This window comes from Natrarchaeobaculum aegyptiacum, from assembly GCF_002156705.1.
Classification (GTDB): domain Archaea; phylum Halobacteriota; class Halobacteria; order Halobacteriales; family Natrialbaceae; genus Natrarchaeobaculum; species Natrarchaeobaculum aegyptiacum.
On record NZ_CP019893.1, the window covers coordinates 3,704,892 to 3,730,272 of the forward strand.

Here is a 25,381-nt window from a genome sequence, read left to right on the forward strand (position 1 = left end):
TAATTTCGTCCGTTCACGGCCGTATCACCCCGTCCCACCGGGTCCGGGGCGCGTGCGGCCGGGGCCGATCCTCGCTCACGCTCCGGTCGGCCCCGGCCGCACCCATCCCGGAATCCGACCCACCGGGTCGAATTCCGGGTTAGGGGGTGTGGCTAAGGCCAAGGTCCCAAATCAACCGCCACGCCACCGCTCCGCTCGAGCGGAAGCAAAGGGGACGGTGGGCGAAAAGACGTTCCAACTACACGTTCTTCCCGAAGAAGTAATCATTCATCTGTTCGTAGGGCGCTCAAATGGATTTCCCTGGCGCGATCTCTTAAAACGGGCCAGTAAGTCCAGCAGAAAAGAGTATCTGCCAATACGAATAAAATAAATGCCCAAACGACGATACTAATATCATCATAAGATGAGCCAATATATATGATTACAAAGCTAATAACTATTGTCATAAGGACATGAATTCCGTTCCACTTTTCGAAATACTTGATTGATGCGATTATGAGGATAATCAGTCCCAAAGCGGAAAATGCCATCTGACCATGTAGGACGTCTAAGAATCCTTGCAATACAAACATGTCTGTCTCTCCTTCACCTGCGTATTCAACCATTTGAGAAACAATACCTCCAGAGATAGCCCGGACAAATATCCAAACCGAAAAGATAGTTAGAGTAAGACCGATGCCAAAGAAGGGAATTAAACTTGGGTTTTCATCTAAGTCACCCTCTTTCATCAAACGAGCGAATATTTGGACCATTATAGCCCATGCTGGGAGAAACAGCGCGAGTATTTGAACGAGTAGATTAGTGGTTTGACTTTCAACCATTCGTATATCTTAACAGAGTGTACTCATTTGCGGTATATAATATCTGATTGCTGATCATGCCCCTAAGGGGGCAGGGTAATCTTGCGGCGCGCAGATCGCGCGCCGCGCTCGAGGTTAGGGGAGTCGGCCGAAACCAGACGGTAGAGACGGGCCAGCACCGCCCCAGGTGAAGATAGGACCTCGACAAGAGGGGTTGCCGTATCCGCTTAGGAGGGTCCCATTCACGGTCGACACGTCGAGTTACAGAATAGGGAACAGTATCAGTAGGCAAAATAGTTATCTGGCTGAAGTTACAACCCACTGACTGGACGTGGGTGTTGGGACACCCGTCAATAGCCAGCTGACTTTGGCCCTCCACCTTGCGTCCATCGATTGCCGGCACACCCACCCCGAACTTGGGACAGATGGGGTTTCACCCGCCCCATCGGTTGCCTATGCGCCTGTTCTCACCGATTAGATTGCCGTAGGGCCTACCGCCGAACCCAGAAGAAACCCCACCCCCGACCCCCGGGGCTACGCGCGCGAGCGCGAGAGTCGCACCAGATGCCGGCTATGTTATCAACGACCTACTCGGTCGCTGCTTTTCGCTCGTCGTTGACGACGCGGGCGAACTGCTCGGGCTCGGTGTACTGCTCGAGGTCGCGGATCTCGTCGTCGTCCCACCCCATTCGACGGAGTTCGTCGCAGGCTTCCTCGTGGCCGTCCTCACAGGCCTCACGGGCCCGTCGTTCGGCCTGGCTCTCCGCCCGTTCGACCACTGCGATACGTTCGTCTTCGGCCGCCTCGGTGTCCTGCTCGTCCAGCCGGTCGCCCTGGATCGACTCGCGGTTTGCTTCGGCGAGTGAGACGTGTTCCTCGGGCGTGAGCCGGTGGTCGTAGATCGCGAGCCAGTCGTCGATGCCTTCGGCCTGGAGCGCCGCTTTCGCGCTCCTGGCGTGCAGCACGTTCGTTCTCGAGAAGTCGAGCCGGGTGCGCTCGGAGTCGGTGAGTGGCGTCTGACCAGAGCCGGACGCAGACGCCCTCGAGTCGGCCGCTTTCCCCGATACCAGGGTTTCCGTTGACAAACTCGCGTCCTCGGCGAGCACGATCGTGGCTGAGCGCCGATCGTCACTCGGGGCCAGCTCGTCGTCGGGGATCTGGTCACGGATTGCGTTGGCGACGTCTCGGTCTGCGAACTCGTGCCTCGAGGTATCACGGAAGCGAGCGAGGCCGAAGCCCTCGTCTCGAAGCTGTGCTGTCTCGTCGTCGGTCAGGTCTTCGGGATCGACGGCCCCGACTGGCCCCAGATACTCCCAGTGGTGCGAGCCGTCGCTGTAGGTCACACGGTAGGCGTAGGGACCGCTGCCGTTGATCCGCCGGGTGATGATCGTGCCCATCTATTTGCCCTCCGTGTCCTCGAGTCGCGGATCGGTGTCGCCATCCCACTGGTCGCGGTGGTAGCGACAGAAGCCGCTTTCGTGGCCCGTGAGCGCCCCGCAGTCGTCGCCGTTGCTCTTGACGCCTCGACACACCACTTCATCGGCCTCACCGCTCTCGTCGCCGCCTGCGTCGTCCTGTAGCTCTTCCCAGTGGTCGACCAGCTTGCCTTTCTGGATCTGCTGGTGTGGGTTGTCCAGGTCCAGCTCGAACGTCGCGAAGTAGTTGGTGTCTGCACCCCACGGCGAACTGCTTGGGACGTCGAACAGCCCGCGGATCTTAAACCAGTGGTCGTCTTCGGTATAGGCCTTCCAGCCGTCGTACACCGTCGCGAGGTCGGCCATCCCCTCGTCTGCCTTCCCGTCTTTCGTGATCACGACGTCGGACTGATTTCGCAGGATCGCCGCAATGTCGGTGTCGTGCTCGTGGCCGATGATGATGAGCCGGGTCGAGCCACCGCGGCCCTTCCGTAGTGCGTTGATGAACTGGCTCACCGTCTGGCGAACCTGCCCGCCTGGGTTGGCGTGGGCGTTCATCTCCGTCGACCACTCGTCTGCGAGAATCAGCTTCTCGCCTGGCGTGTCGCGAACCCACTCGAGCATCCCGCTCATCGTCTCGTCGAAGGTGACGTCGTCGTGCTCGTCGGGACCCTTCACGTTGGTACACACCGAGAGGTCGCCGTCGAACTCGCGCCAGAGTTCCTGCACGAGATTCAGGCCGAAGACGGTCTTGCCGGACCCCTTCGGCCCTTTCACGAGTACCTGCTGTGCCGCCGGTTTGCAGGCGTTGACAAGTCTCGTGTAGCCGGTGGCGTCGATCCGCTGCTCACTGAGCCCCGTCGCGGCGTTCATGCTCGGGACGTGCCCGCGCTGGCGGGCCTTCCGGAGCATGTCCGTCTCGCTCGTGCGAGTGATGCCGGCCACCAGCGGAGAAGCGTCGTCCTCGAGCCCGGCTCGCTCAGCGGCCATGATCAGGTTGCCGACGGTCTTTGAATCGCTCAGCACGGCTTCGATGTTCGCGTTCACCTCGCCCTCGCGGATCTTGTCGGCGAGGTCGGCCGCGTCGTAGCCGCCACTACTCATTGCTCTACCTCCGTGGACTCTGCCTGGTCGTCAGTCTCGTCGGGGTCCTGGTACTCGACCTCCTCTCCCTCCTCGCTCCCGTTGTAGAACCCCTCGAAACGGGTGCCGCTGGCCGCTCGCGAGAGGATGCCGTCGACGGGGTTCTCGTCGATGGTCATCATCTCGCGCAGTTCCTTGTCGACGGCTCGAGCCGAGCCAGTGTCGGAGGCAATCGAGATGGCCGGCATGGCCGAAAGCATCGAGCGCAGCATCTTCGACTCATCCCGTAGGATCTCGCGGTTGCCGTCGATCTTGGAGCGTTCGGCGATCAGCTCGAGGTCGTCGGCCACGCCGGGCCAGGTGCCTCGAGCCTTGTTCTTCGCCGGGTCGAACGCCTGCACGACGTGGAGATTTCCGCCAGGTGCCCGCGAGTCCGTCGCGGCGCCGTCGATCTCCATGTCGTTGATCCGGTCAGGTGAGCCGGAGTAGATGGCCACGCCGTAGTTGCCGGTGTCTATCTCGTCGTCTCGGTCGTCGTTCTCGAGGCCGCCCTTTCCGTCCTGAATGGCGTCGACCATGTCGGCGAGGCCGCCGTCAGCGCCCAGGGCTTCCTCGATCACGTCGCGAGAGTCCGCCGACAGGACGAACTCGGTGTCAGGCGACCAGAGCCGATCGGCCAGGACGTACACGGGAACCAGGCTCAGCAGGAGCGCCGCGATCGAGCCGGCGACGATCACCCGCATGGCATCGGACAGCGACAGCCAGAACTCGAGGGGGCCAGGTGCTCGCCCGAACCACCAGGCCAGCCCGTAGGCTGCGAGCAGGGCGAACCCGACGACCAGGGTCTTGTTCTCGGCCACGAATCGCCGGATCTTATCAACGAAGCCGTCCACCGGGTCCTTCTCGACCCTGACCCGTTCCTCTGAGGTCAGTTCCTTGTAGCTGTTCTCGTGTTTTCGCCGGAGCGAGGTGACGACGAGGGTCAGGGCCAGGATCGGCCCGATGGTGCCGGCGACCACCGCCCACTGCACGATCTGGACGGTCGGCTGGCCGCTCAGGATGGTCAGCAAGCCGACGCGCCCCTCGTACCGAAAGCCGTCCTGGGGAGTCGTGATAGTCACGGCCTCGTCACCGCGGAGCGGGATCTCGACCGTTTCCTCGTCGGCTACCCTCGTCGTCGTCATCGCAAACTGTCCCTGGCCGCTGAAGCCGCCGTCAGAGACGGCGACGGACTCACTACCTAGACCGGTGTTCTCGACGGTCACGTAGGCGTTCCCGTCGTCGAACTCCACGTTGGTAAGCCGCACATCACTTTCGGCAAACTCGTGGATGACCGCGCTCTGGTTCTCTGTCTCGGCCAGTGCCGCCCCGCTCGAGGCCGCGACCAGCGCCACCAGGGCGACGATCGCGACGACTGCGAGTAGGGCGAGCCGAGCCGTTGGTAACTCTGCCTCTCTCAGTGGGTTCTCTGTTGAAATCATGGAAACAGGGGGGTCAGAAGCCGATCAGCGAGCGAATCATGTCCTCAGCGATGCCGACGGGGTCGATCGCGCCAGCTCCAGTTGCCATCATCGCCAGGCCACCGAGGAGTAGCACGCCGGCCAGCATCGAGAGGAGCGGCCCGAGTGCGTTCGACAGGGCCTTGAGCGCCAGCAGTGGTGGGGCCATGTTAGTCCCTCCCTCCGGCGTAGGCCATCAGCAGCGACAGGACGACCAGCAGCGCCCCGCCCATCAGCAGGGTGTCGGTGTCCATATCTATGCCCTCGCCACCGCCGCCACCACCGTGTGCTTCCGCGTAGTAGGAGTCGATCTCCTCGCGGAGTTCTTGCACTTCCTCGATGTAGTCGGCGAACTCGCTGGCGTCGTACGTATCGTACTTCGGTTGTTCCCATTCGACCGTCTCGACCTCGTTACCGTCGGCGTCGTACATCTCCGTGACCTCGAACGTCCCGTTGTAGAAGTGGGTCGTCTCACCAGTTTCGACGTCAAACATTTGAACGCCCCCGTCGACGGCCTCGAGGTCGGTGTCGGTCGTGTTGACCTCACCAGTCGCGTAGGTCTGGTTCGTTTCAAACCCTCCTTCGGGAACGTCGTTCGCGAACAGCAGACCGTCATACTCGGCTTCGACGTGGCCGGAATAGACGGGCACACGAGAGTCGCCCTCGGTGCCTTCGAACTCGATCTCGGTGTGTCCGTCGTACTCGACAGTCATGGACGAGGTACCGGCGAGATCGGGATTGTTCATCCCGCTCATCTGCATGAGCGCCATCTGGAACCGCTGTTCGGTGACTTCCGAGTCACCGCTCAGGTGGCGTGCCATGCCCTCAGCACCGCGCACGTCCTCGGGGTCGAGGTTGCCGGCATCGAGTTCAGCGTACAGATCGGAGACGAACTGCGTGTCGTAGTTCGAGACGACCTGATCGGACTGTTGTTCGATGTCTTCCCACCGTTCGAGCCAGTCGCTGTGGTCGAAGACCGTTTCGCTCGGCAGACCACCGTCTTCGACGTCACCGACGTTTGGAATCACGAACTTTCCGTACGTGCCGGGAGAGCGTTCGCTACAGTCGTCACCGCCCAGCGTGTCCTGAGCGGAGAGTTTGTAGTTGCTGTTGTACGTCCAGTAGTCGGTGTCCAGCGTCGAGAAGTTGAACGTTCCCGTGAGGCCGTCCCAACAGCCGCCAGCGTCGGAATCGAAGACGACGCGGGCTGTGGTGTAGTTGTGAGTTTCGCCGTTCACAAGCTCGGCTTGCGCCGGGGCGGTGCCGTCAGTCACGTAGTGGTCGTTCGAGTTCCAAAGGTCGCCAGCGTCGTCGACAGACACCCATCGGTTCATGATGTCGTCGTCTTCCTGAGCAGCGTGGGCAGTGTTCGAGAGTTGGACGAGCTGTTTCGACTTAACTTCGATGTGGTTCTCTTGGTGGACTGCGTAGTAGTCTCGAATCGCCTCGAGCGCGTTCTGGTACGCTTCACTCTCCGATTCGCCGTTTTCCCACGACTCCGCGATGGCGTGGCGCGCCTCGAGCGAGGCGATCGTGCCAGTGTCCTCGAGTTGGTTGTCGAGCGTCGTGTAGTGAGCGTCCATGCTCTCGGCCTCAGAGGTGGCCATCGAGTGCATGATCGTCTCGTCTTGTGTGACCTCTACCGGGTCGTCAGGCTGGCAGGAGAACCACGGGATGCCGATCTGTTCGTACAGACAGTCACCCGACCCGTCGCTTGCAGCCACCGGGGCTGCGAACATCGACGAGACGAGCAACACGGCCATCAGGAGCGTCACGGTCCGCGACGCTATCCCGTTGTTAAAAAATCCAGAATCACGCATGGGTCACTCCCTCCGAACGGCCAGCACGCCGGCGGTCGCCAGGGCGACGATCGCGACGACCGCGCCGAAGCCAGGCACCGAGTCGGCCCCGCCGCCACCGCCACCGATCAGCCCGCCGTCCAGGCGCTCGGCGTACTCGATCTGTTCACCGTCTTCGACGACAACGGTGTACTCTTCACTGTACTCGAGGCCATCGTAGTCGGCCCAGTCGAACGTCTGTGCGATCGTCTGGCCGGCTTGGCCGTCGATCGTTTCCGTCACGACGGCCTCACTCTCGTTGCCGTCGTCGCCGGCCTCGTAGAACTCCACGTCTGCGACCGCGTCCTCGTCGTCTACGGAGTCGTTGAAGCTGACCTCGAGTTCGAGCGGGTCGTCGCTACTCTCGTAGCTGACGTTCACCTCGAGGGCTGGCTCTGGGTCTTCCTCAGCTGCCGCAACCCCCGCCAGACCGATCGCCAGGAAGCCCACGAGCACGAGCGCGAGCATCCCGCCGACCAGGAGCGTGGGGAGTCTGACTGTCGATCCGCCACCGGTTCGCCGCATCTTATCAACGTATTTCATTGGTATGGTGAAATCGTACAGTAGGCGGGCTATGCAGGGTATTCAACGACGCCAGCGGTCTCGGCGAGGTCGTAGACCCCGGCGATGAACAGCAGCGTAGCGATCATCACGCCGCCCTCGGTGCCGACCGCATCGAAGACGGTCCAATCTGCGAGCGCGTACGGAAGCCACAGGATCGTTGCGAGTGCGAGCAGGGCGGTGATGCCCATGCGAACTGGACTGTTTGGCATATCCGTTAGTAAGTTATCGTACCAGGGTCTAGAGGTGCCGAAAACCGTGGTGGGCCAAGGTGCAGGCGGTGACCACTGTCACAACTTTTATACCAAGGCGGGTTGCCCGCCGGATATGGACGTGAACAAACTCAGACGACTCGATCGGCACACCTTCGGCGTGACGCTGCCGAAAGACGACCTCCGTAGCGAGGGCTTGATTGATGAAAACGGCGAGTTGGTCGACGACCAGCACTTCTATGTCCAGCGAACCGATGATGGAGAATGGACCATCAAGCGAATCGAACAACTCGAGTTAGCCTAACCACGCCACTTTTTCGCGCTCTCGCTGCTGTGCTTCCGGCGAGTAGGTCCCTCGGTAGTGTTCCAGGAACGTCTCGAGGTCGTTCCAGCCGCCCCAGTCGATCACCAGGAGTGGATCGACGTCGTCGGCCGCCAGCGCGGTGGCCCAGGTTCGGCGGAGATCGTGAAAGCCGAGATAGCGCCAGCCGTCGTCGTCGGTCTCGTCGGCCAGCTGCGCCGAAGCGGATGCGAGCCATCGCCGGAGTGAGCGCGTCGTCGAGATCTCGAGCAGTGGGGAACTGGCGGGTGCGTCGCGGACGTCGGCCACGGTTCGGATGGTCGTTGCTAAATCACGCGGGACTGGCGTCTCGCGGAACTGGTCACCCTTCCCGTGCCAGACCCGGAGGACGGTGCCGGCGTCGGTGTCGACGACGTCCTCGGGTGAGACGTCCAGGACCTCGTGAGATCGGAGCCCGCAGCGGGCACCGAGCGAGAAGGCGAGGCGCTGCTGGGTGTTCTCGGCTGTCTCGAGCAACTGCGTTACTTCGGCCTGGCTGAGCCAGACCTTCATGTCGTCGCGGTTGGCGTGCTGTTGGAGATTCATGTCCGGGTTGCGAGCAAGGCGGACGGCAACCCGGTGGATAGTCAGTGTTTCGGAGGGGTCAGTAGGGAGATCGAGGCCGATCACGTCCGACTTCCCACCATTAGCGGACGGCCAGTGCGGCAACTACAGGTGCGTACTGAGCATCAGAAGGACAGAAAACCTATTACCCTTTACGAGAAATGTCTCGTATGGGACAGAACATCATCGAACGAAACTTCGTTGTGAGCTTTCTCCTTGGCTTAGGCGTCATCATGATGATGGCATTTGTCGGAGAACGGCTTGCAATTGGTCTGCTAAAATACGGGGTTCCATACGGAGAATGGATTGGTGTCGGTATCGGAGCAATTGCTGTCTTTATCGCATTTGCAGCGGTGTACACTCGCTTCGATTCAGTCTACGGAAATCGACTGTAACTATTTCTCGTTCAGTTTAGCACACGTACTGATTGCCGTGTTCTTCCCGAGATACGTTAAACCGAAACGCAGTGATCTGCTCACTACAGGTGTTACTGACCGTTCGGTAATTCGATAACACCTGTCCCAGTAATCCACTCGCCATTGTAATTCTCCTCGCAGTTTCGCACTCTTACACTGTAGTAGTACTTTTCCTGAGACGGTTTGTCAGGTGCGTAAAGTACTGCCTCGATAGTGACCTCTGGCTGCGGAGACTCCCATTCCCAGACAGGCGGTCTACACTGCCAAGTGATTTTCGGCGAGGGACTTGGTCTCTTGTACTCGATCTTCCACTCAGGTGACGGCCACCCCATCTTCGCTTCAGTAATATTTGCTGCTGAGGCTGTGATCCTTGTTTTACCGCCAGGTGCTATAGACGCTTTTTCTACCTCGATAGATGGTGACCGTTCCATGGGTTACTGAGGCAGCTACAGAAAGATATTCGTTCCCGCTAACTACGTCACCTGTACTTACCGGAGCACGTCATCCGACTTTCCACACACGGGGTTGCGTCAGGATGTATCGGCCATCCCGGATGTATGCACCCTCGAGCCGTGGGCGGTGGGCTGGGGTGCATCAAATCGGACCCGATCGACCCGGCCACCGCCACGATCGACGCGACGGCCGACACCGACCACTTAAAAAACAGCCCGTTCAGTCACCCGAGATCGACGCGATTCGACCCCCCGTGCATACACTGGCTTAAACCATGTCCCGACGAACCAGCCTCAAACTCACCGACGAACGTGAGCGGTTGCTTCAGCAGGCCAGCGAGATCGTGGCCGCCGACGAGTATGACGACCCACCCATGTCGGTCGTGATCGACGCTGCGCTCACGCACCTGGTGGAGAGTAGGCAGAACATCGACGACGTCCGTGGCGATGTCGACCCGGAAACGATTCAGGCGGTCGCGAACACGTCAGTGATCGGCCTCCGCTACCGGACGAGTGTTGAAAGCAAATATCGCTGATTCCACTTTTCTTCATCAATTTCGCTCAAACCGCTCCTTTCGAACTTGCTCAAGCCGGTAGTAAAATCCCCAAACCGCCCAAATCAAAAGAATCCCAGTTCCAATAACGATTTCCAAGCGAATCAACGGCGTGTCATAGAATTGAGTGACCACCACGGAAGCCACACACCACAGTAGAACGACGTAGAGAATTTGGTTGGTTGAACTGGGAGCCAGCCTGTCCCTAAGGGGCATTGTCCGGCTTTCTCAGCCACAGCAAATAAATGACGGGGGTAGATAACGATGGCCTAGACGTTACTTATTTGGAGTTTCGGAAACCAAAATCGCCCATGGTCCGTTTTCAGCATATCCTGATCCCAGTCGCATCCGAGGAAGATGCACGTACGACGTGTGCCGCGTTGCAACCGTATCTGGACGATATTGAACGGGTCACTGCTGTTCATGTTATCGAAAAAGCGCAGGGCGCACCCGATAAAGCACCACTCGAAAAACGCCGGAACGATGCAGCCGAATATCTTCAGTACCTCACAAAGCGTCCCTGCCAGCTTGGACTGAAGCCGCAGTTTCATCCTGATCGGTAGTGATTGACGGGAGTTCTGACCGAAGATCGAGCAGAGTCGTCGCTGTCGGCGGCGGTCAGCCGCCGACGCGACGGCGTTGCCACTCGCAGGAAGGCTGACTTGGTCGGGCCTTAGCGGTGGAACCGATCGTCCGGTGGCCGATTTGCAGGGACGGCCCGACGCACCGCGAGGGCCGTCCATGTTGCCCGGCACAGCATCTTGATGAACTCCTTGAACGACCAGGACCAGAGGCGACGCCCGCCACGGCGGGGCGTCGCCACGTACTCCCAGTGCAAGTACCGCCAGACGTTCTGTAACAGCAAGCTCACCACAACGTACAGCAGCCGTACTACCGGGTTTTGTGTCGTCGTTGTTGCAATACTTTGCTCGGAGAGCCGGTACGTCGCCTCGATACCGAAGCGTTTCGCGTAATGGTATCGAGCGTCTCGTGGTGAGTTGATGAAAGGCGCGTCAGCGGCGTAGCCGTGACGCGCCACCCCGTGTTCGTCGTATCGCCCGTTTTGGTAGGTGCAGTCGATGTAGACGGGAAACTCGACGGTCCAGCTGTGACCGTCGAGTTTCGCCGTCAGATCGTGCTGGATGACGCGGCTCCAACCTTCCGAGAGTTCCTGCTTGATCGTCTGTCCCCAGCGGATGATCGGCATCACATAGGCGTGGTTGTGCGCCTGAAGCAGCGTGAGACACTTGCTATCGTAGAATTCACGGTCAAGATAGACGGCCTTGACGCTGAGGTCAAGGCCGTCGAGAATACCGAGAAACTCGGCGAGGACGCTGCTGGCGGTGTCGCCGTCGGTGAGACGGCGCACCGCCAGCGTATAGCGCTTGTTCTGTACACGCGCGTAGAGTGTAGCATAGGCGTGGAATGCGGTAGTTCCACGTTTCGCTTCCGAATGATAGAGGCCGTCTGTGTCGTCTTCGTCACCGTAGTAGGGCCGCAGGTGGAGGTCTGCGCAGACCTCCACCTGCTCAGGAAGCACAGTGAGTACGTCCTTCTGGAGAAGCGTGTTCCCAACTTGTTCAACCGATTCGAGGTCGAATTTCTCGCGGAGATGGTACAGAACGGTGTTTTGGTGAGGAGAGTCTTCACTGTCCTCGCAGAGTGTCGAGACCGAGGTCCCGTCGGCGCACGCGCCGACGAGGACCTCATAGATGTCTTCAGCATCGATTTGAGCATTATCGCTCAGACCGAGAGAAACTTCCTCGTCAATCGTGTTGACGAGGAAGTTAAGGAGCTGGTCCTCGTGGATTGAACCGTCTGCTTGCTGTGGGTTCTTAGGCACAACTTCAGCAAGCAGACGTCTCAACTAACCAGCTTTGTGAAGTACTGATCTTGGAATTGTTGATTCGACACTCAGCAAATCCGTGGCTGTCGAGACACGGACGGTCTTTGCAGCTGGTGTTGTCCCGGGATTGTTTTCAGAAGCTGCTGATGTAGGAGCAGATGCGATCGTATTCCGACCACGAGGAGGGAGTCGCATTATTCGATTCCTCGCAGGAGATATTGCGACGAATCTCGTTACGGACCCTGACGTTCCAGTTGTTTCCTTGCCGGAACCAAACCAATAGGGAGTGTAATGACCGGTCTGTAGACTGTGGAAATCGGCCTGCGGAGTCCCGATACGCCTCTTATTGACACTACTCGAGGTCGTCCGGATCAATCTCCCCAGCAAGAAACGCTCGTCCTCGACCTGTCAAGCTGTAAATTGTCCCCTCTTTTTGGAGAAGACCGTGTTCAACGAGTAGCGGACACTCTCGAGAAACGTAGTTCCGGTCGTAATCGATATTCTTCGCGAGCCCCCTTGCTGAAATCCAAATGTCGTGTCTTTCGAAGAACCCCAGTATTTCGTAGTGTACTGGTGAAAACCAGGAGACTCGCTCGACCATTTGTTTCAGTGGTTTGCTCTCGTTCATAGGTTCATAATCGTGCACCATTGGCATCTACTTTGTTACGCTATCGTTACCAAGTAGAACACGATAACGTGAGAAGTTTTAATATCCAAGGGTGTCTCGGTGCGGGCAACGGACGCCAGACGGACCCGCCGCTGTCCGGTCGGGTCCTCGCAGAAACGCGGACCCGGTGGGGGGCACCGGCCCGCTGGCATCCGTAACCACGCTACGGACGCATGATAAACCGCACCCTGCGGGGAGTTAAATTCCTCGTTCGACGATACGCAGTGACCACCAACCGACTTATCGGAAACGGATTTTCCGTTATCGGAAATCGCCAATTCGAGCGTCTGACGGCTCGAATCATTGGAAATCGAGACTCGAGCATTTTATCGGAAATATCGGAAACGACCCCCTCGCGCCTAAGTGGCAGTGGCGACGACAGTACAGTCGACCGACGGACAGCGGCCGCACGCGCCCGGCGCTCCTACACGACGGCGCGTGCGGTCAGTCCGTGGTCCCACGAGAGAATTCGCAAGACCATGCAGACAGTAACACGCATCTTTGGTAAGCGTATCGCTACCTGTACTAAACCCAACATCGGCCGGTTGACACGGGGTGTCGGCCGATGAGCCTTCCCTACGGAAGTCCAGAGGACGTCTCGACGATCGAAGCGTCCGAAGAAATCGTAGCGGCCCAAGAGGCCCGCGCCGAGTTGCTGATCGACGGCCCGGCCCCGCCGACGTCATCGATCGTCGCGACGATGCGCGAACACGGCGTCTCCGCTTCTCGAGCGGCTCGCGGGATTCTCGGGTACGTCGACCTTGGAGAGTCCGCCGAGGTAGAAGCATGAGACGGTACGAGTTTCACACCCCGACGGACCCGCCGGAGATCGTGATGGCCGAACGGCTCGAGGCCATCGCTGCCGACCTGGAGCGAATCGCCGACGCGCTCGAGGAGGGATCGGAGTGACCGACGATCTGCAACCGCTCTCTCCCGAGGAAGGTGTGAGCCGATTCCTCCGGCACCACCGGCCGGGAGTAAGGGAGTCGTCATATCGCAACGCGAAGCACCGCCTGTCGGTGTTTCTCGAGTGGTGCGACGAGCGGGACGTTGACAACCTAAACGATCTCGACGGCCGCCAACTGTCCGATTTCGTCGACTGGCGACGGGTCGACGTCGCACCGATCACGCTTCAGAAACAACTCAGCAGTGTCCGGCAGGCGCTACGGTGGTGGGCCGACATTGAGGCCGTCACCGATGGGCTCGCCGAGAAGCTGCACGCGCCTGAGCTACCGGACGGGGCCGAGTCGAAAGACGTCTTTCTCGCACCAGACCGGGCGAAGAAGGCCCTCGAGTACTACGACCGGCACCACTACGGGTCTCGAAACCACGCCCTGCTGGCGCTTCTCTGGCGGACAGGAATGCGCCGGAGCGCGGCACGGTCGATCGACGTTGACGACCTGGAGCCGGACGAGCACGCGGTAAGAATTGAGCACCGAATCGACGAAGGCACGAAGCTCAAGAACGGCGAGAACGCGAACCGCTGGGTCTATTTGGGCCCGAAGTGGTTCGCCATTCTCGAAGCCTACCGCGACAACCCGGATAGAAAAGACGTCACCGACGAGTACGGCCGTCAGCCGCTATTTACGACGCAATTAGGCACCCGGCCCCGAGGTGACACGATCTACAAGTGGGTGATACGGGCCTTGCATCCCTGCACCTACAGCGAGTGCCCACACGACCGGACGCCCGCCTCTTGTGAGGCTCGAGGGCAAAACGCGAGTCTCTCCAAGTGCCCGTCGGCACGATCGCCTCACGCGGTCCGGCGAGGGGCAATCACGTACCACCTCAACCAGGAGACGACCCCCGAGGTCGTGAGCGAGCGGATGGACGTCTCGCTCGAGGTCCTGTACAACCACTACGATGCACGAACCGAGCGCGAAAAGATGGAAGTTCGTAAGAATAACCTACCATAATTATGAGATATTCAATCAAAACCACCAGCCTAGTGACCAAACGTCCATCCCAGCGAGTCCATCGGAAATAAACTCGTTTTCGAGAGTCTCGAATCCTCTACCCCCGGCATTGTCTCTCGACGGTTTTCCCGTTTCCGACTACCTCTAGAACGGGCCGTTTTCGGGGGAATTCAGTACTGGAGTTGCTGCACCCCCGTGCCGTCTTGCGGTGAATCGAGTTTTCGGGGTGGTCTGCGTGAAGTCTCTCGAGGAACTCCTGGGAGAGATCGACCGGGACGAACTCGACCGATGCGCGTGGTCTACCCCTGAGCCGCGCACCCCACGCGAGTTTGTCCGTGCGAATCGGCTCTGCCACCTCGAGAGTCGAACGATCATAACCTATCCGGGCTACCAGGGAACTGACGGTGAGATTCGTAACGCAGTCAGCGAAGGGGAACCATTTACGAAACTACACTTCGGCAGGGTACTTCTCGAGCCCGAAACGCGGTCAGGAAGACACTCAAAACTATTATGTTCCCTATTAATGATAATGTTTAACGGATCCGATACCGAGCTAGAGATATGGCTATCGATCCATCCATCTCGGGAGGTTCTGCAATTGACAGGTGGGATGAATTACATCGGACACTTTCAGCCCAGGAAAGACGGATGATCATATATTCGTTGATGGAGGCCCCACAGAGCGAACGGGTTCCGCTCCCGGAGGCTGCAACGGCACCGGGAACGTCGTGTGACGCCGAGCAAATGAGGATCCGGCTCGAACACAATCACCTCCCTCAGATGGCTACGGCTGGCTACATCCGTTGGGAACGTGATCCGTTCTGTGTACAGCGTGGTCCAAGATTCAAGGAGGCTGAAGCAATGTTCGAGACGATACACGATTCGATCGATCAGTTTCCCCAGTCGTTGATCACAGGCTGTGAAATCTACGAGGAAATGTATCGTGATGGCAACAGATGATATCGTAGTTGGGGTCATCGGAGCAGTAGCCAAATCCGATGGTCTGAACCCATCAGAGGTAGACTTCGTCCTCGCCGAGTACATGGACCCCGAAGTACTGGAAACGTTGGGTGACATGGAAGACGGCGTCTGGGAACTCACATTCCGTGTTTCCGACCACCAGGTTCGAATTACACACGATGGCGCGATTTTTGTGAACGGAGTGAAACAAGGTGCGGATACCGCGCGGCAAAAGTAACCCAGTCCGCTCGGTCACCCACGCGGTACCACAGGTGGCGATCACCGGCCACCTGCTCGAGGTCGAACCGCCGGAGAGCGTATCCGAACGGATGGATGTCGCAAAATATCCCGTAGTAACACTACGATGCCCGCCAACCCGACAGGAACGTGGAACGGCGGCGAAAGTTCCTGGAAGGGGGTTAATGCCGGGATCTGAGACAATGGAAACCCTACGGAGTCTTCCGTTTGTGACGGTTCCCACCGATTCAATTTCCTCCCGGCCACATCGTTCCTCTCAGCCACTGGCCTCGCCAGCGATCACAGAGTGTCGTCGAAGTGGGGTGAAGCCTGAGCAGTTCAAACTGGAGGCTGCTGCTCGATTCGGGTGATGTGGGAGCCGCCAGTGCGCTACTCGTCTCGTTCCTCGTCGAAGTACTCGAGCGTGAACGCACCGGCGGCGTCGTCGTCTGCGCCGATGACGCCGAGTGTGAAGTCGCTCTCCTCGAACGGCGTCGTCGAGACGGTGATCGTCTCGTCAGGGCCACCTTCTGCGTAGGCCCGGACGTCGAAGGAGGCATCGAGGATACCGACGCCGAACGTTCCGCTGCCGCCGTCTCGAGTTACCTCGACTGTGATGGGGTCGCCGGTCAAGACGCTGTAGAGCGCTGCGTCCTCGAAGCCATCCAGTTCACCGTCGCGCGTCTCACCGGGTTCGATCGGCTCGATGTCGTCCGGTTCCGGTTCTGGGTCCGGCTCTGGATCGTCGGGGTCCACTGGCTCGTCCGGATCTTCGGCGGGTGGTCGATCCTCGTTGACGTAGGCGAGTTCGTAGGGGCCAGCCGCGTCCGCGTAGTACGTTCTGACGGTCACGTTGTGGATGCCGGAGTCGACGATTTCGCCGGAGAACTCCGTCGATTCGTCCGGTTCGACCGTCTCCCAGGCGAGTAGCTGGGCACCGGGGCCAAAGACGCCGACGTAGAACTCACCGCTTCCGCCCGGCCGGGCGAACTCGATGCGAACCTCGTCACCTGCTTCGGCGTCGAAGCTGTACATACTCCGGTCGAGGAGACTCTCGATCTCACCTTCGACGGTCTGTCCGGACTCGAGGACTGGCCCCCAGGGGATCTCCTCCGGGTCCAGTTGTGGCTGCGGGTTCTCGAGTCGATCGGACGGCACTCGAGCGGGCCGGTCGTCAGTTCTCCCGGAGACAGCCCCGCTAGCGATACCGGTCACGCCAGCGAGGGCGAGTCCGGTCGAGCGGAGGAGCCAGCGTCGTGGTCGACGGCGCGGTTGGTCGTCGCCACGCCGGGAATCGATTCCCGTGAATCCACGGTCCGGGCTCGAGTTCGAGTCCGAGTCTCGATCCCGTCGGTCGTCGACAGGGGGCTGGTCCCGGTTCTGTTCGGTGCTCCGTCCGCTAACTGGTTCGGTGTCACCTCCCATCGCGCAGTGACTCCACTCCCGGGGATCAAATAGCCCGATTCGAACTCGCGACGACAGTCACTCGAACCGAATCGGTTCGAGGTGGGCTGGTCGACGAACTCGGCAACGAGTGCGATCACGAGCCATCGTCGGGCGAGTCGACGACGAGCGAACTGAGCGCCGTTCGCAGGACAGCCGCGTCGGGGTCGCTCACGAGCTGCGCCCCGGCGATTACGACGTACGGTGGTTCCGGTGGGAAGTCGTCGATCGAGCCCTCGGGGAATTCGTCAGTGTCGGGACCGGGCCAGTCGGCGTCGTCCGTGTCGTCGTTTTCGTCGACGTCGCCGTTATCGTCGTCGGCAGCGTCCTCCTCGGTTGCACCATCGGCCTCGTCCTCGTCCCCGTCTCCATCGCCGCCCCAGGGCGGCATATCGTCTCGAGGCATTCCGTTGTCTGGATCGTCCCACGGTGGCATGTCCTCTGGAGGCATCCCGTCTTCGGGCCCATCCCCCGGTGGCATCTCCCCGGGCGGTTGGTGCGGAGGGAATTGCCCACCTGCGCCAGCGATCGGAGCGCCAACCATCGAGACGTAGGCGGTCTCGAGGTCGTCGCAGTCGGTCCACACCTGTGCGAGGAACGCGTGGCCGCCGGCGGCAGTCACCCGTCGGCCGTCGTCCGAACAGTCGTCACTGTAATCGATGAATTCGTCGAGGAGGTCGTCCGGATTCGTCTCGAGGAGTTCGTCCTCGGTGGTGACGGTGACCTCGATGCCGGGGATCTCCCAGGACTCGAGATACCCCTCGAGGTCCGGCGAGGCCCAGATCGACGGGCCGACGTTAGCCGGACGGGAGTCGACGTCGTCCCAGTCGGTGGGGACAGCGAACTGGATCGAATCGGTGTCGTCGGTGACCATCTCGAGGTCGTCGTAGTCAGGATCGTCCGGGTGGGGTTCGCCCTCCCACTCGCCGCGGTCGTCGTCTCCGTCGGGACCGATGGGCCACTCGGGATCGTCCTGTGCACCGACCGATACCGACGTCAGTACGCCGCCGATGGCGGTCATACCAGCCGTTCGGAGCAGTGTTCGTCTATCGATCCGCGCTCGACGTGGGGTGCTGTCGCCTCCCATATCGGGCGTTCACCGGACGATGGCATGAAGGGCTGTTCCGACCGCCGGTGAGACTCACTCGAAGGGACCAGTCGTCACCGATCGATCCGGTGGCGACCCACCACGGTGACGACCGGTCGTGGGAGCACCCTTTATTAGCTGACTGTTCGAAAGGCTGGTATCACGAATGTCCCCGATGGACTCGCCCGCGACGGGCGTCTGTACTCTCCTCTACGCGGCCGACGACGGGCTGTTCGACGCCATAGCCGACGCGTACGTCGACCTCGTCGAAGCCCACGGCGCGCAGAACGTCCTCGTGCTCAAACGACACCCCGCCGGCCTCGAGTCGGTCAGGACGATCCTCTCAGCGGTCGAGACGGCAGACGGCACTCCGGTCTCACCGCGCGTCGAATCACTCCCCGAGCACGCCTCGAAGGTCATCGAAGAGTACGACCCGACCCTCGAGCGTCTCGAGTACGAAGAGCGGATCGAACTCATCTCGCTCGTGATCGAGGGTGCCAGTCGAGAGATGCCGGCGTATCTCGAGCACGCGAGCGATCGCGAGGGGTTCACCCGCGACGTGGGTCGGCTGTTGCTCGAGGCGACCAGACAGCGCGTCGGCCTCGAGGACCCGACGAGTGACGGGCCAACCGCTGCAGAGTCCGGGACAACCGGGGAGTCCGCGGCTGCGGGGACAGCCCCGGAACACGTCGCCACGGACTGTCTCGCGTACCTCTACGCGATCAACGACCGGTTCCACGACGAACTGGCCGACCGCGGATACGTCGAACGAGCCGCGGTCATCCCACGAGCCGTCGACTTACTCGAGGACAACGTCGACGGACTGCGCGACCGCGTAACCGCCGGAATCGACGCCGTCCTCGCGATCGAACTCGAGGAGTATCGGGCTCTCGACCGGCGGTATCTCGCAACCCTCACAGCGGACGCCGACCTCGTCTGTGTAGGCGAACGGGACGCCAGCATCGAGCGCACCCGGGTCGAGCCGGGTTGTATCGAGGACCTGCTCGAGTCCGAGCCGTATCTGGACCTCGAACTCGAGGGCCACGACTCGAATCGAGCGGACGACTACCGGTCGAACACTCGACAGGGAGAATCGACCCCTTCCCACCGGGCAGTCACCCGCTTTCTCGCGACTGGTGACGCGCCGCGAGCGCCGACGCTCGAGGACGGCGACGGGGCGCGATCTACCCGCGGCAAGACGGCGGGTCGAATCCGACGAATTCGGGCCCGGACGAGCCGAAGACAGGTCGACGCCGTCGCGCGGGAAGTTCAGTCGCTTCGCGAGCGCCACGACTGGCCGTTCGACGCGTTTGCCGTCGCGGTTCCGTCCATCGAACGGGTTCCCGAGACGCGGCGTCGACTCCGGGACGCTGGCCTCCCGACGGCGACGATCGGCACGCCCGCGCTGGCCGAAAACCCCGCCGTCGGAGAACTGTACGCCGTGGTTCGACTGCAGGCACACCGCGCCCGAACGCGACATGCGGGCCACGCCGGTGGTCCCGAGTCGGACGAGTCGGTCCACGACTGCCTCGAGGCCCACCGGGATCGACTTCGAGCGAGAGTCGACGGGTTCTCGCCGGAGCTACTCGAGCGGTGTCGGGAACCGAGCGTGTCCCGATCGATCGACCGGTGGATCGAGGCGACGGATCTGAAAGGAAGAATCGCCACTGCGGAGGAGTGGGTAGATGCCCGCGAGCAGTACGACGGAGTCAGGCGCGTCCGGGACATCGCCCGGTTCGTCGAGGAGACGGACCTCGTCGGTCCGGACTGGGAGGGACTCGAACGAATGCTCGAGCGAACGATCAGGTACGATGCGCCCTACGCCCACGCCGTGGAGACGAGTCCACCGACGGGCGGAGTCACCGTCTGCCCGGTCGGCGATCTGAAGTACGAACGGCGGCGGGCAGTGTTCGTCCTCGACGTGATCGACGCGGTCTACCCGGGCGAACAGTTTCTCACGCAACTGTTCCCGTCGGCGTGGCTCGGGGAGTTGCTGGCGTTTCCTGCTGTTACCGACCCCGATCACGAGACGGTCGCCGACACCTTCGGTCCGGCCGACGCAGACGGGACTGGCGATCCGTTCGTCGCCTATCACGCCGAGCGGGCGCGTCGGCGGCTCGCACTCGCGACCCGGGCCGCGACCGACGCCTGCTACCTGTGTTCGTACGAACGCGGCCACGGCGGTCTGGCCCGCAGCTACGACGAATCGCGATACCTGAAACAGCTCGCGGCGACCCCCGGGCTCGAGCTCGTCGACGCCGACGCCGGGTCTCCGGCCCGGTACACCGGCGAGGCCCGGGCGCTCGAGGCGATCCTCGAGCAGCCGCGGGGCGAACTCGAGCGCGTGCTCAGGGAAGCGAGTACCGGCGGGTCGGCCGACCTCGCTGAGACCGAGGCGCTCTTTCAGGAGATCGCGCTCGTCCTCGAGGCAGGCGACGTCGACGACGACCTCCGGGATGCCGTCCACGCCCAGTTCGAGTTCGCCGCAGGGGAGGTGGCCGGTCGTGACTGACCCGGTCGCGCGGGTCACCGTCGCTGAACTCGAGACGGCACTCCACTGCCCCCGTCGGTACGCGTTCGCGTACGTCGACGACCTCGAAGCGAGTGACGACCACGCCGGTGAGAACGGGGGACCGACGGCCCGGGCCGACCTCCTTGCTCGAGCCATCACGACGGCGCTCCGCAGCGGGGAGCCCGAGGCAGAAGAACTTCTCGCCGTCGCCAGCGACCGCCTCGAGTCACTCTGGTCGGGTCACGAAGGGAGCTACCACTCGAGCGCCCAGCGTCGGCACGTTCGGGCAGTCCTCGAGTCGACGCTCGAGGCCTACGTCGACCAGTTCGGCGTCGACCACGCGAGGGGGTGTCGGCGACTCCTCGAGACGATCGAACGGCCGGACGACGATCGGGAGCACGAACTGGCAACCGAACTGATCGGGCCGGACCGCCCGCTCGCGGCCAGCGTCCAGGAGTCATCCGCGGTGCCCGAGACCGAGCGTACACGCACAGCGGACGGCGGCGATGGCGAGTCGGCACGCGAGCAGTCCGCACGCATCCGAATCGACGCCACCGTCGACTACGTCACCACCGACGGTACCGACCTCGTGGGGGTCCGGTTCGTTCCCTCGGCGTCCCCGCTCGGCCCCCTCCGGTACCGCTCGAGCTGGGACGACGAGCTTCTACAGCTGGTCGACGATCACCTCGAGAAAGACAACGAGGCGTTCGACCCGGGACCCGTCGCCGCGCTGTTCGAGACCAGCGTCGTCCTCGAGGGGCTTCGCGGGCTCCGTGATCGACTGGGGCTCCCGGATCGCCCCTGCCGATACGTCCAGCTTCCGGTGGCCGATCGGTGGAACTCGTCGACCGACTGGATCAGCGGGAGCGTCGAGACGACGCTCGAGGCCGTCGACCTGACGGACGTTTACGTCGACGAGCGAGACTACGCGATGGATCACGTGCATCGAAATCGTGCCGTCGACGATCGGCTGACCGAGTTCGCCGCCGGCGTGTGCTCCGGGGATCACGACCCCACCGATCGATGGCGGTCGATCGAGCCCAACGCTTGCCCGGAGTGTGCCTACGCCGTCTGCTGTCCGGAGTACGTCGCCAGCGAGGTGCGATTCGATGGCTGATCCAGCTCGAGGCGGCGACCGACTCGAGCCCCGGGGGAACCAGCGAGCGGTCGTCGAGAGCGACGCGGCCTGCGTCTCCGTCGACGCTGGCGCGGGAACGGGGAAGACGACGACGATGCTCCTCCGGATCGAGCGCGCCATCGAACGGGGCGACCTCGACCCGGACGACGTACTCGTCCTGACGTTCGCGAACGAGGCCGCCGCGAGCATCCGGGCTGCCGTCGACGACCGCCTCGAGCCCGAGGCGGCGGCCGCAATCGACGTCTTCACCTACCACTCGTTCTGTCACCGGCTGGTCCGGGAGTACGCCTACGCGCTCGGGTACTCACCGGAGTTCGACGTCGTCACCGACGGCGAGCGACGCCGGATCGTCGCCCGACTGCTCGCCGGGCGCGAGTACGACTTCGCCGCCTCGTTCGTCGATGGCTCGGACGAGGAACTCGTCGATCGCGTCACGCGGTTTATCGACCGGGCGAGCCGGGAAAACGTCCGTCCGGCTGATCTCCAGACCGACCTTCCCGACACCCGGACCGTCGAACTCTGCCTCCAGTTCGTCCGCTGGCTCGAGCGGCGGGCCGACGACTCACTGACGTTCGACGAGGAAGCGCTGCGATTCTTCTCCCGCGAGAGTCACGTCGAGACTGCCCGCGACGCCCTGCACGAGTACGGAACGCTACTGGAATTTTGCCGGGAGAAAATCGCCGAAGCACCGGTTCAGTTCCGCGAGGACGACGTGGTCAGTGACGTCGACCGATACCTCCGGGCCATGCAAGAGACCGTCGCGCGCACGGCAGAAACCCTCTCGCTCGAGGACCGGACGACAAAGCACCTGCCCAGAGTTCTGTTCGCAAACGAGATCCACGGTGGCGCGACCGCGCGGATCGAACAGACCCCCATCGGCCGACTCAAACACTATCTCGAGTCCTGCCGGCTGGCCCGCTACTACGCCGACGTCTACGCGGACTATCACGCCCACCTCGAGGCCGAGCGGGCACTGGACTTCGACGAACTCGTCCGGACGGCCACCGCGCTCGTCTCCGGCGACGAAGAGACGACACACGGCGTGAGCGCCGAACGCGTCGCGAGCGAGATCACCGACCGGTGGGAACAGGTCTACTGTGACGAGTTCCAGGACACAGACGAGACGCAGTTCGACCTCGTGACTGCCCTCACCGACGGCCCCGACCGACCCGACCTGCTCGCGATCGGTGACACCGATCAGGCGATCTACGGCTGGCGTGGCACCGACCGCGAGGGACTCACTCGACTCGGCGAGGCGTTCGACGACCACGAAGCGATCGAACTCGAGCTGAACTTCCGCTCGAGACAGGAGATCCTCGACGTGACGAACCACTGCGCGTACGGCGGCCAGTCCTCGAAGACGTTGCGAGAGGTCGACCGGCCGCCGGGCTCGCACTGGCGTCCGGGAGAAGTCACGGGGAGCGACGACGGGCGACGGAAGGCCCCTGCGGAGCCAGCGCCACCGGACCGCGTCGTCACCGTCGAGAGCGACGCCCTCGAGGCTTCGCCCGCCGAACAGGTCGCGACTACGGTCTCCCGGTTGCTCAACGGCGAGGCCGCGACCGTCCCGCAGCGAGACCTCGGCGATATCGCCGTCATCGTCAGGCGAAACCGCCAGGCACAGGCCGTGGCAGCGGCCTTACGCGAGAAGCGTATTCCCTACGAGGTCACCGGGTCGCCCCGCGGTGAGATTTCGCCGGGGATCCAGACGCTGCTCTCGTATCTCCGGGTGGTCGTCGATCCCGGACCGACGACGGACGTCCACCTCAGACGGGTACTCACGTACCGCTATCGCGTCACCGCAGGCGACCTCCGTCGGCTCGGGCGCGGCGACGAGTCTCTCGCATCGGCGCTGCGCTCGTTCGACGTGGACGCGGTGGGAGACGAGTTCGATCACGCCGACCGACTCGAGCGCGCCCGCGACCACCTCGAGGCGCTCCTCGAGCAGCGGGACGTCTATCCGGTTTCGGGGTTCCTCAGGCGATTCAGGGAGCGCACCCGGATCGAGTGGTTCCTCACGCGCGAGGAACGGGCCGACCTCGACCGGCTGGACCGGTTCGTCGACTCTAGCGGCTCCGACGGCGTCGGAACGGTGCTCTCGGCATCGTTCGTCGACGCCGTCGAACGCCTGTACGCTGGCAGCGACCGCGACCGGACGCAGGGGACGACCTCCACCGAGTGCGTCGACGTCATGACGGTCCACCAGGCCAAGGGCCTCGAGTTCGACACCGTGCTCGTCCCGTACCTCTCGGATGCGGAGTGGTGCGTCGACGGCGATCACGCCCGGCGCTCGAGTCACCGGCTGGTCGCGGCAACGCTGGACGAGGACGTCGACTCGCCGCTATGCGAGGACGTGGCCCGCGACCGGGTCGCAGAGGAGTGGCGCGTCCTCCACGTCGCGCTCACCCGCGCGGAGAACCACCTCTTCTGCTTCGGGTCGACCTACGACTACGACGGCGAGCCCGAGGCCCTCTCGACGGCGACGGCAGACGCCTGTCTCGCACCCGAACTCGAGTGGTCGACCGCCGGCCAGCGGATGGACCTCTGGGAGACGCTCATCGAAAGCGTCGAGCGCGTTCGCGAGACCTACCCCGAGAGCGTCGCCGACCGGACCGACGAGATCGGCCGCTCGAGCGAGGCGACACCGGGGACGATCACCTACTACGCCGGCCTCGAGGATCGACGGGTCGAACCGCTCGAGACGCAGGAGGCGATCGAGACGGTCCACCGGCTGGGTCGACTGCTCAGAAACGGAACGCTTCTTCCCGCGTCGGATGCGGCGGACGCAACCGACGGCTGGCCCACCGAGGCCGACGGCGGGATCGCGAAAGAGGGTCCACCCCCCACCTCGGAATCCGACCGCGAGGTCCGAGTTCCGACCGGCCGCGCACTCTCGGCGCTCGCTCCCGAGGCCGGCCGCTTCCCCGTCGACGCCCTCTCGAGTGCTACCGACTTGCCGGTCGCGATGCGCCACAGTTACACCGCACTCGAAACCCACGAGAGCTGCCCGCGGAAACACTACCTCGATCACGTCGTCGGGGCGTTCGACGATCCCACGGCCAGCGGCGAAGCAGGCGAGCAGGAGAGAGACTCGAGTCGACAGCCGGGCCGATCGGCCAGCCGAATCGTCGGGACGGTCGTTCACGACGTCGCCGAGGAGGCCTTCTACCGCGGATACCGAACGCGAGAGCGCTGGCACGCCGCCGCGACTCGCCAGCTTACCGCGCGCGGACTGACCGCCCATCGAGACGCCGTCTTCGCCTGTATCGACCACTTCTTCGAGGCACGCGCGCCCGGGATCGATCGACCGGTCGCCGAGTGGGAGGCCGTCGCAGCCGAACTCCCGTTCGTACTCGACGACGTCCCCGGCGTCACTGGCGAGGTCGTCGGCTACGTCGACTCGATCCGTCGGCTCCCGGAAGGGTCGGCCGACTCGAGCCTCGAGTCCGGCGATCTCGTCGTCCTCGACTACAAGACGACCGCAAAGCCGACGACTGCCGAAGGGGCCGTGCAACTCGCGCTCTATCAGCGGGCGTGTGCAGACCGGTTCGACGACCCGATCGCCGCCGCCGGGTACGTCTACGTCGGCGACGGGGTGGGTCCGCGGGTCGACCTCTTCGACCCCGACGAGTTACCACCGTGGGAGGCCCTCGCCGACGCGCTCGCGGCCGTCGACGATCCCGGATTCACGGAGACGAATCCCGGGGACCACTGCCAGTACTGCCCACACCGCTCGCTCGGATGCGGGCCGAAAACTCCCGAATCCGTCCGAACTGACGGCGGGTGATCTACCCGTCGAGGACTGTCGTCTGACTCGACGATCAGCCCACACTCGAGCACG

General features: G+C 62.4%; 26 protein-coding genes. 12 read left to right on the top strand and 14 right to left on the bottom strand.

Annotated elements, in window-relative coordinates:
• Positions 1-263: 263 nt before the first annotated feature.
• The 8 genes from B1756_RS17830 to B1756_RS17860 all read right to left on the bottom strand — a co-directional run bounded on the left by B1756_RS17830 (position 264) and on the right by B1756_RS17860 (position 7,408).
• Positions 264-728, bottom strand: coding sequence for a hypothetical protein (locus B1756_RS17830; RefSeq protein WP_086889773.1), 465 nt, complete (start codon positions 726-728; stop codon positions 264-266).
• A 659-nt stretch (positions 729-1,387) separates the two neighbouring features.
• Positions 1,388-2,197: a hypothetical protein gene (locus B1756_RS17835; protein ID WP_086889774.1), complete on the bottom strand. Its 810-nt coding sequence runs from the start codon at positions 2,195-2,197 to the stop codon at positions 1,388-1,390.
• Positions 2,198-3,319 (bottom strand): AAA family ATPase, encoded by a 1,122-nt coding sequence (locus tag B1756_RS17840; RefSeq protein ID WP_086889775.1) that lies wholly within the window; start codon positions 3,317-3,319, stop codon positions 2,198-2,200.
• Positions 3,316-4,779, bottom strand: a complete 1,464-nt coding sequence (locus B1756_RS17845; protein ID WP_086889776.1) for a DUF8063 family protein — start codon at positions 4,777-4,779, stop codon at positions 3,316-3,318. Before B1756_RS17845 ends, B1756_RS17840 begins: the two co-directional genes overlap by 4 nt.
• 13 nt (positions 4,780-4,792) lie before the next feature.
• Positions 4,793-4,966 carry a hypothetical protein gene (locus B1756_RS19485; RefSeq protein ID WP_161493206.1) on the bottom strand — a complete coding sequence of 58 codons (174 nt, stop codon included), beginning with the start codon at positions 4,964-4,966 and terminating at the stop codon, positions 4,793-4,795.
• Position 4,967: 1 nt separating this feature from the next.
• Positions 4,968-6,572, bottom strand: coding sequence for an Env/VP5 family phage fusion protein (locus B1756_RS17850; protein ID WP_152031337.1), 1,605 nt, complete (start codon positions 6,570-6,572; stop codon positions 4,968-4,970).
• Positions 6,573-6,620: 48 nt separating this feature from the next.
• Positions 6,621-7,160: a PGF-CTERM sorting domain-containing protein gene (locus tag B1756_RS17855; protein WP_228434408.1), complete on the bottom strand. Its 540-nt coding sequence runs from the start codon at positions 7,158-7,160 to the stop codon at positions 6,621-6,623.
• 47 nt (positions 7,161-7,207) lie between these two features.
• Positions 7,208-7,408: a hypothetical protein gene (locus B1756_RS17860; protein ID WP_086889779.1), complete on the bottom strand. Its 201-nt coding sequence runs from the start codon at positions 7,406-7,408 to the stop codon at positions 7,208-7,210.
• Positions 7,409-7,523: 115 nt separating this feature from the next.
• On the opposite strand from B1756_RS17860, the gene B1756_RS17865 reads away from it, so the two are divergent.
• Complete coding sequence (locus B1756_RS17865) at positions 7,524-7,712, top strand: DUF8053 family protein (RefSeq protein ID WP_086889780.1); 189 nt, start codon at positions 7,524-7,526, stop codon at positions 7,710-7,712.
• Here the strand turns inward: B1756_RS17865 and B1756_RS17870 are convergent.
• The gene (locus B1756_RS17870) at positions 7,704-8,294 is read right to left on the bottom strand and encodes a tyrosine-type recombinase/integrase (protein WP_086889781.1); all 591 of its coding nucleotides are present in this window, start codon (positions 8,292-8,294) and stop codon (positions 7,704-7,706) included. The genes B1756_RS17865 and B1756_RS17870 overlap by 9 nt on opposite strands.
• Before the next feature lie 188 nt (positions 8,295-8,482).
• On the opposite strand from B1756_RS17870, the gene B1756_RS17875 reads away from it, so the two are divergent.
• The gene (locus B1756_RS17875; protein ID WP_086889782.1) at positions 8,483-8,707 is read left to right on the top strand and encodes a hypothetical protein; all 225 of its coding nucleotides are present in this window, start codon (positions 8,483-8,485) and stop codon (positions 8,705-8,707) included.
• A 92-nt stretch (positions 8,708-8,799) separates the two neighbouring features.
• Here B1756_RS17875 and B1756_RS19270 read toward each other — a convergent pair whose 3' ends face one another.
• Positions 8,800-9,159 (bottom strand): hypothetical protein, encoded by a 360-nt coding sequence (locus B1756_RS19270; RefSeq protein WP_152031338.1) that lies wholly within the window; start codon positions 9,157-9,159, stop codon positions 8,800-8,802.
• A gap of 296 nt (positions 9,160-9,455) precedes the next feature.
• Between B1756_RS19270 and B1756_RS17880 the strand changes: the two genes are divergently transcribed.
• A complete protein-coding gene (locus tag B1756_RS17880; RefSeq protein WP_086889783.1) occupies positions 9,456-9,716 on the top strand; it encodes a DUF7386 family protein in 261 nt (86 codons plus the stop codon).
• A 329-nt stretch (positions 9,717-10,045) separates the two neighbouring features.
• Positions 10,046-10,297: a hypothetical protein gene (locus tag B1756_RS17885; protein ID WP_228434409.1), complete on the top strand. Its 252-nt coding sequence runs from the start codon at positions 10,046-10,048 to the stop codon at positions 10,295-10,297.
• Positions 10,298-10,407: 110 nt separating this feature from the next.
• Here B1756_RS17885 and B1756_RS17890 read toward each other — a convergent pair whose 3' ends face one another.
• Together B1756_RS17890 and B1756_RS17895 are read right to left on the bottom strand one after the other, a co-directional pair.
• A complete protein-coding gene (locus B1756_RS17890) occupies positions 10,408-11,577 on the bottom strand; it encodes an ISH3 family transposase (RefSeq protein ID WP_086888317.1) in 1,170 nt (389 codons plus the stop codon).
• A gap of 355 nt (positions 11,578-11,932) precedes the next feature.
• Positions 11,933-12,208: an IclR family transcriptional regulator gene (locus tag B1756_RS17895; protein WP_228434410.1), complete on the bottom strand. Its 276-nt coding sequence runs from the start codon at positions 12,206-12,208 to the stop codon at positions 11,933-11,935.
• A gap of 604 nt (positions 12,209-12,812) precedes the next feature.
• On the opposite strand from B1756_RS17895, the gene B1756_RS17900 reads away from it, so the two are divergent.
• The 5 genes from B1756_RS17900 to B1756_RS17915 all read left to right on the top strand — a co-directional run bounded on the left by B1756_RS17900 (position 12,813) and on the right by B1756_RS17915 (position 15,361).
• On the top strand, positions 12,813-13,037 hold the full coding sequence (locus B1756_RS17900) for a hypothetical protein (protein ID WP_086889784.1): 225 nt from the start codon (positions 12,813-12,815) through the stop codon (positions 13,035-13,037).
• Positions 13,034-13,156 (top strand): hypothetical protein, encoded by a 123-nt coding sequence (locus tag B1756_RS20115; protein ID WP_267128205.1) that lies wholly within the window; start codon positions 13,034-13,036, stop codon positions 13,154-13,156. Before B1756_RS17900 ends, B1756_RS20115 begins: the two co-directional genes overlap by 4 nt.
• A complete protein-coding gene (locus B1756_RS17905; RefSeq protein ID WP_086889785.1) occupies positions 13,153-14,163 on the top strand; it encodes a tyrosine-type recombinase/integrase in 1,011 nt (336 codons plus the stop codon). The genes B1756_RS20115 and B1756_RS17905 overlap by 4 nt, the downstream gene beginning before the upstream one ends.
• Positions 14,164-14,724: 561 nt before the next feature.
• A complete protein-coding gene (locus B1756_RS17910; RefSeq protein ID WP_086889786.1) occupies positions 14,725-15,123 on the top strand; it encodes a DUF7344 domain-containing protein in 399 nt (132 codons plus the stop codon).
• Positions 15,110-15,361, top strand: a complete 252-nt coding sequence (locus tag B1756_RS17915; RefSeq protein ID WP_086889787.1) for a HalOD1 output domain-containing protein — start codon at positions 15,110-15,112, stop codon at positions 15,359-15,361. The genes B1756_RS17910 and B1756_RS17915 overlap by 14 nt, the downstream gene beginning before the upstream one ends.
• 389 nt (positions 15,362-15,750) lie before the next feature.
• Here the strand turns inward: B1756_RS17915 and B1756_RS19275 are convergent, their stop codons facing one another.
• Positions 15,751-16,785: a hypothetical protein gene (locus B1756_RS19275; protein ID WP_152031340.1), complete on the bottom strand. Its 1,035-nt coding sequence runs from the start codon at positions 16,783-16,785 to the stop codon at positions 15,751-15,753.
• A 115-nt stretch (positions 16,786-16,900) separates the two neighbouring features.
• Complete coding sequence (locus B1756_RS17930; RefSeq protein WP_086889790.1) at positions 16,901-17,824, bottom strand: hypothetical protein; 924 nt, start codon at positions 17,822-17,824, stop codon at positions 16,901-16,903.
• Positions 17,825-18,056: 232 nt separating this feature from the next.
• On the opposite strand from B1756_RS17930, the gene B1756_RS17935 reads away from it, so the two are divergent.
• From B1756_RS17935 to B1756_RS17945, 3 genes are read left to right on the top strand one after another with little or no spacing between them, the layout of a single operon-like run.
• Positions 18,057-20,402, top strand: coding sequence for a hypothetical protein (locus B1756_RS17935; RefSeq protein WP_086889791.1), 2,346 nt, complete (start codon positions 18,057-18,059; stop codon positions 20,400-20,402).
• Entirely contained in the window at positions 20,395-21,519 is a 1,125-nt protein-coding gene (locus B1756_RS17940; protein ID WP_086889792.1) for a PD-(D/E)XK nuclease family protein, read from the top strand. The genes B1756_RS17935 and B1756_RS17940 overlap by 8 nt, the downstream gene beginning before the upstream one ends.
• Positions 21,512-25,327 carry a UvrD-helicase domain-containing protein gene (locus B1756_RS17945; protein WP_086889793.1) on the top strand — a complete coding sequence of 1,272 codons (3,816 nt, stop codon included), beginning with the start codon at positions 21,512-21,514 and terminating at the stop codon, positions 25,325-25,327. The genes B1756_RS17940 and B1756_RS17945 overlap by 8 nt, the downstream gene beginning before the upstream one ends.
• Positions 25,328-25,381: the final 54 nt, after the last annotated feature.

What these genes read in the sequence shown, in the direction of transcription:
- B1756_RS17840 (WP_086889775.1), bottom strand. Translation starts at nt 3,319, where the DNA reads ATGAGTAGTGGCGGCTACGACGCGGCCGACCTCGCCGACAAGATCCGC.
- B1756_RS17935 (WP_086889791.1), top strand. Translation starts at nt 18,057, where the DNA reads ATGTCCCCGATGGACTCGCCCGCGACGGGCGTCTGTACTCTCCTCTAC.
- B1756_RS17855 (WP_228434408.1), bottom strand. Translation starts at nt 7,160, where the DNA reads ATGCGGCGAACCGGTGGCGGATCGACAGTCAGACTCCCCACGCTCCTG.
- B1756_RS17845 (WP_086889776.1), bottom strand. Translation starts at nt 4,779, where the DNA reads ATGATTTCAACAGAGAACCCACTGAGAGAGGCAGAGTTACCAACGGCT.
- B1756_RS17915 (WP_086889787.1), top strand. Translation starts at nt 15,110, where the DNA reads ATGGCAACAGATGATATCGTAGTTGGGGTCATCGGAGCAGTAGCCAAA.
- B1756_RS19485 (WP_161493206.1), bottom strand. Translation starts at nt 4,966, where the DNA reads ATGGCCCCACCACTGCTGGCGCTCAAGGCCCTGTCGAACGCACTCGGG.
- B1756_RS17880 (WP_086889783.1), top strand. Translation starts at nt 9,456, where the DNA reads ATGTCCCGACGAACCAGCCTCAAACTCACCGACGAACGTGAGCGGTTG.
- B1756_RS17895 (WP_228434410.1), bottom strand. Translation starts at nt 12,208, where the DNA reads ATGAACGAGAGCAAACCACTGAAACAAATGGTCGAGCGAGTCTCCTGG.
- B1756_RS17930 (WP_086889790.1), bottom strand. Translation starts at nt 17,824, where the DNA reads ATGACCGCCATCGGCGGCGTACTGACGTCGGTATCGGTCGGTGCACAG.
- B1756_RS19270 (WP_152031338.1), bottom strand. Translation starts at nt 9,159, where the DNA reads ATGGAACGGTCACCATCTATCGAGGTAGAAAAAGCGTCTATAGCACCT.
- B1756_RS17830 (WP_086889773.1), bottom strand. Translation starts at nt 728, where the DNA reads ATGAAAGAGGGTGACTTAGATGAAAACCCAAGTTTAATTCCCTTCTTT.
- B1756_RS17860 (WP_086889779.1), bottom strand. Translation starts at nt 7,408, where the DNA reads ATGCCAAACAGTCCAGTTCGCATGGGCATCACCGCCCTGCTCGCACTC.
- B1756_RS17875 (WP_086889782.1), top strand. Translation starts at nt 8,483, where the DNA reads ATGGGACAGAACATCATCGAACGAAACTTCGTTGTGAGCTTTCTCCTT.
- B1756_RS17945 (WP_086889793.1), top strand. Translation starts at nt 21,512, where the DNA reads ATGGCTGATCCAGCTCGAGGCGGCGACCGACTCGAGCCCCGGGGGAAC.
- B1756_RS17835 (WP_086889774.1), bottom strand. Translation starts at nt 2,197, where the DNA reads ATGGGCACGATCATCACCCGGCGGATCAACGGCAGCGGTCCCTACGCC.
- B1756_RS17885 (WP_228434409.1), top strand. Translation starts at nt 10,046, where the DNA reads ATGGTCCGTTTTCAGCATATCCTGATCCCAGTCGCATCCGAGGAAGAT.
- B1756_RS17910 (WP_086889786.1), top strand. Translation starts at nt 14,725, where the DNA reads ATGGCTATCGATCCATCCATCTCGGGAGGTTCTGCAATTGACAGGTGG.
- B1756_RS17870 (WP_086889781.1), bottom strand. Translation starts at nt 8,294, where the DNA reads ATGAATCTCCAACAGCACGCCAACCGCGACGACATGAAGGTCTGGCTC.
- B1756_RS17865 (WP_086889780.1), top strand. Translation starts at nt 7,524, where the DNA reads ATGGACGTGAACAAACTCAGACGACTCGATCGGCACACCTTCGGCGTG.
- B1756_RS19275 (WP_152031340.1), bottom strand. Translation starts at nt 16,785, where the DNA reads ATGGGAGGTGACACCGAACCAGTTAGCGGACGGAGCACCGAACAGAAC.
- B1756_RS17900 (WP_086889784.1), top strand. Translation starts at nt 12,813, where the DNA reads ATGAGCCTTCCCTACGGAAGTCCAGAGGACGTCTCGACGATCGAAGCG.
- B1756_RS20115 (WP_267128205.1), top strand. Translation starts at nt 13,034, where the DNA reads ATGAGACGGTACGAGTTTCACACCCCGACGGACCCGCCGGAGATCGTG.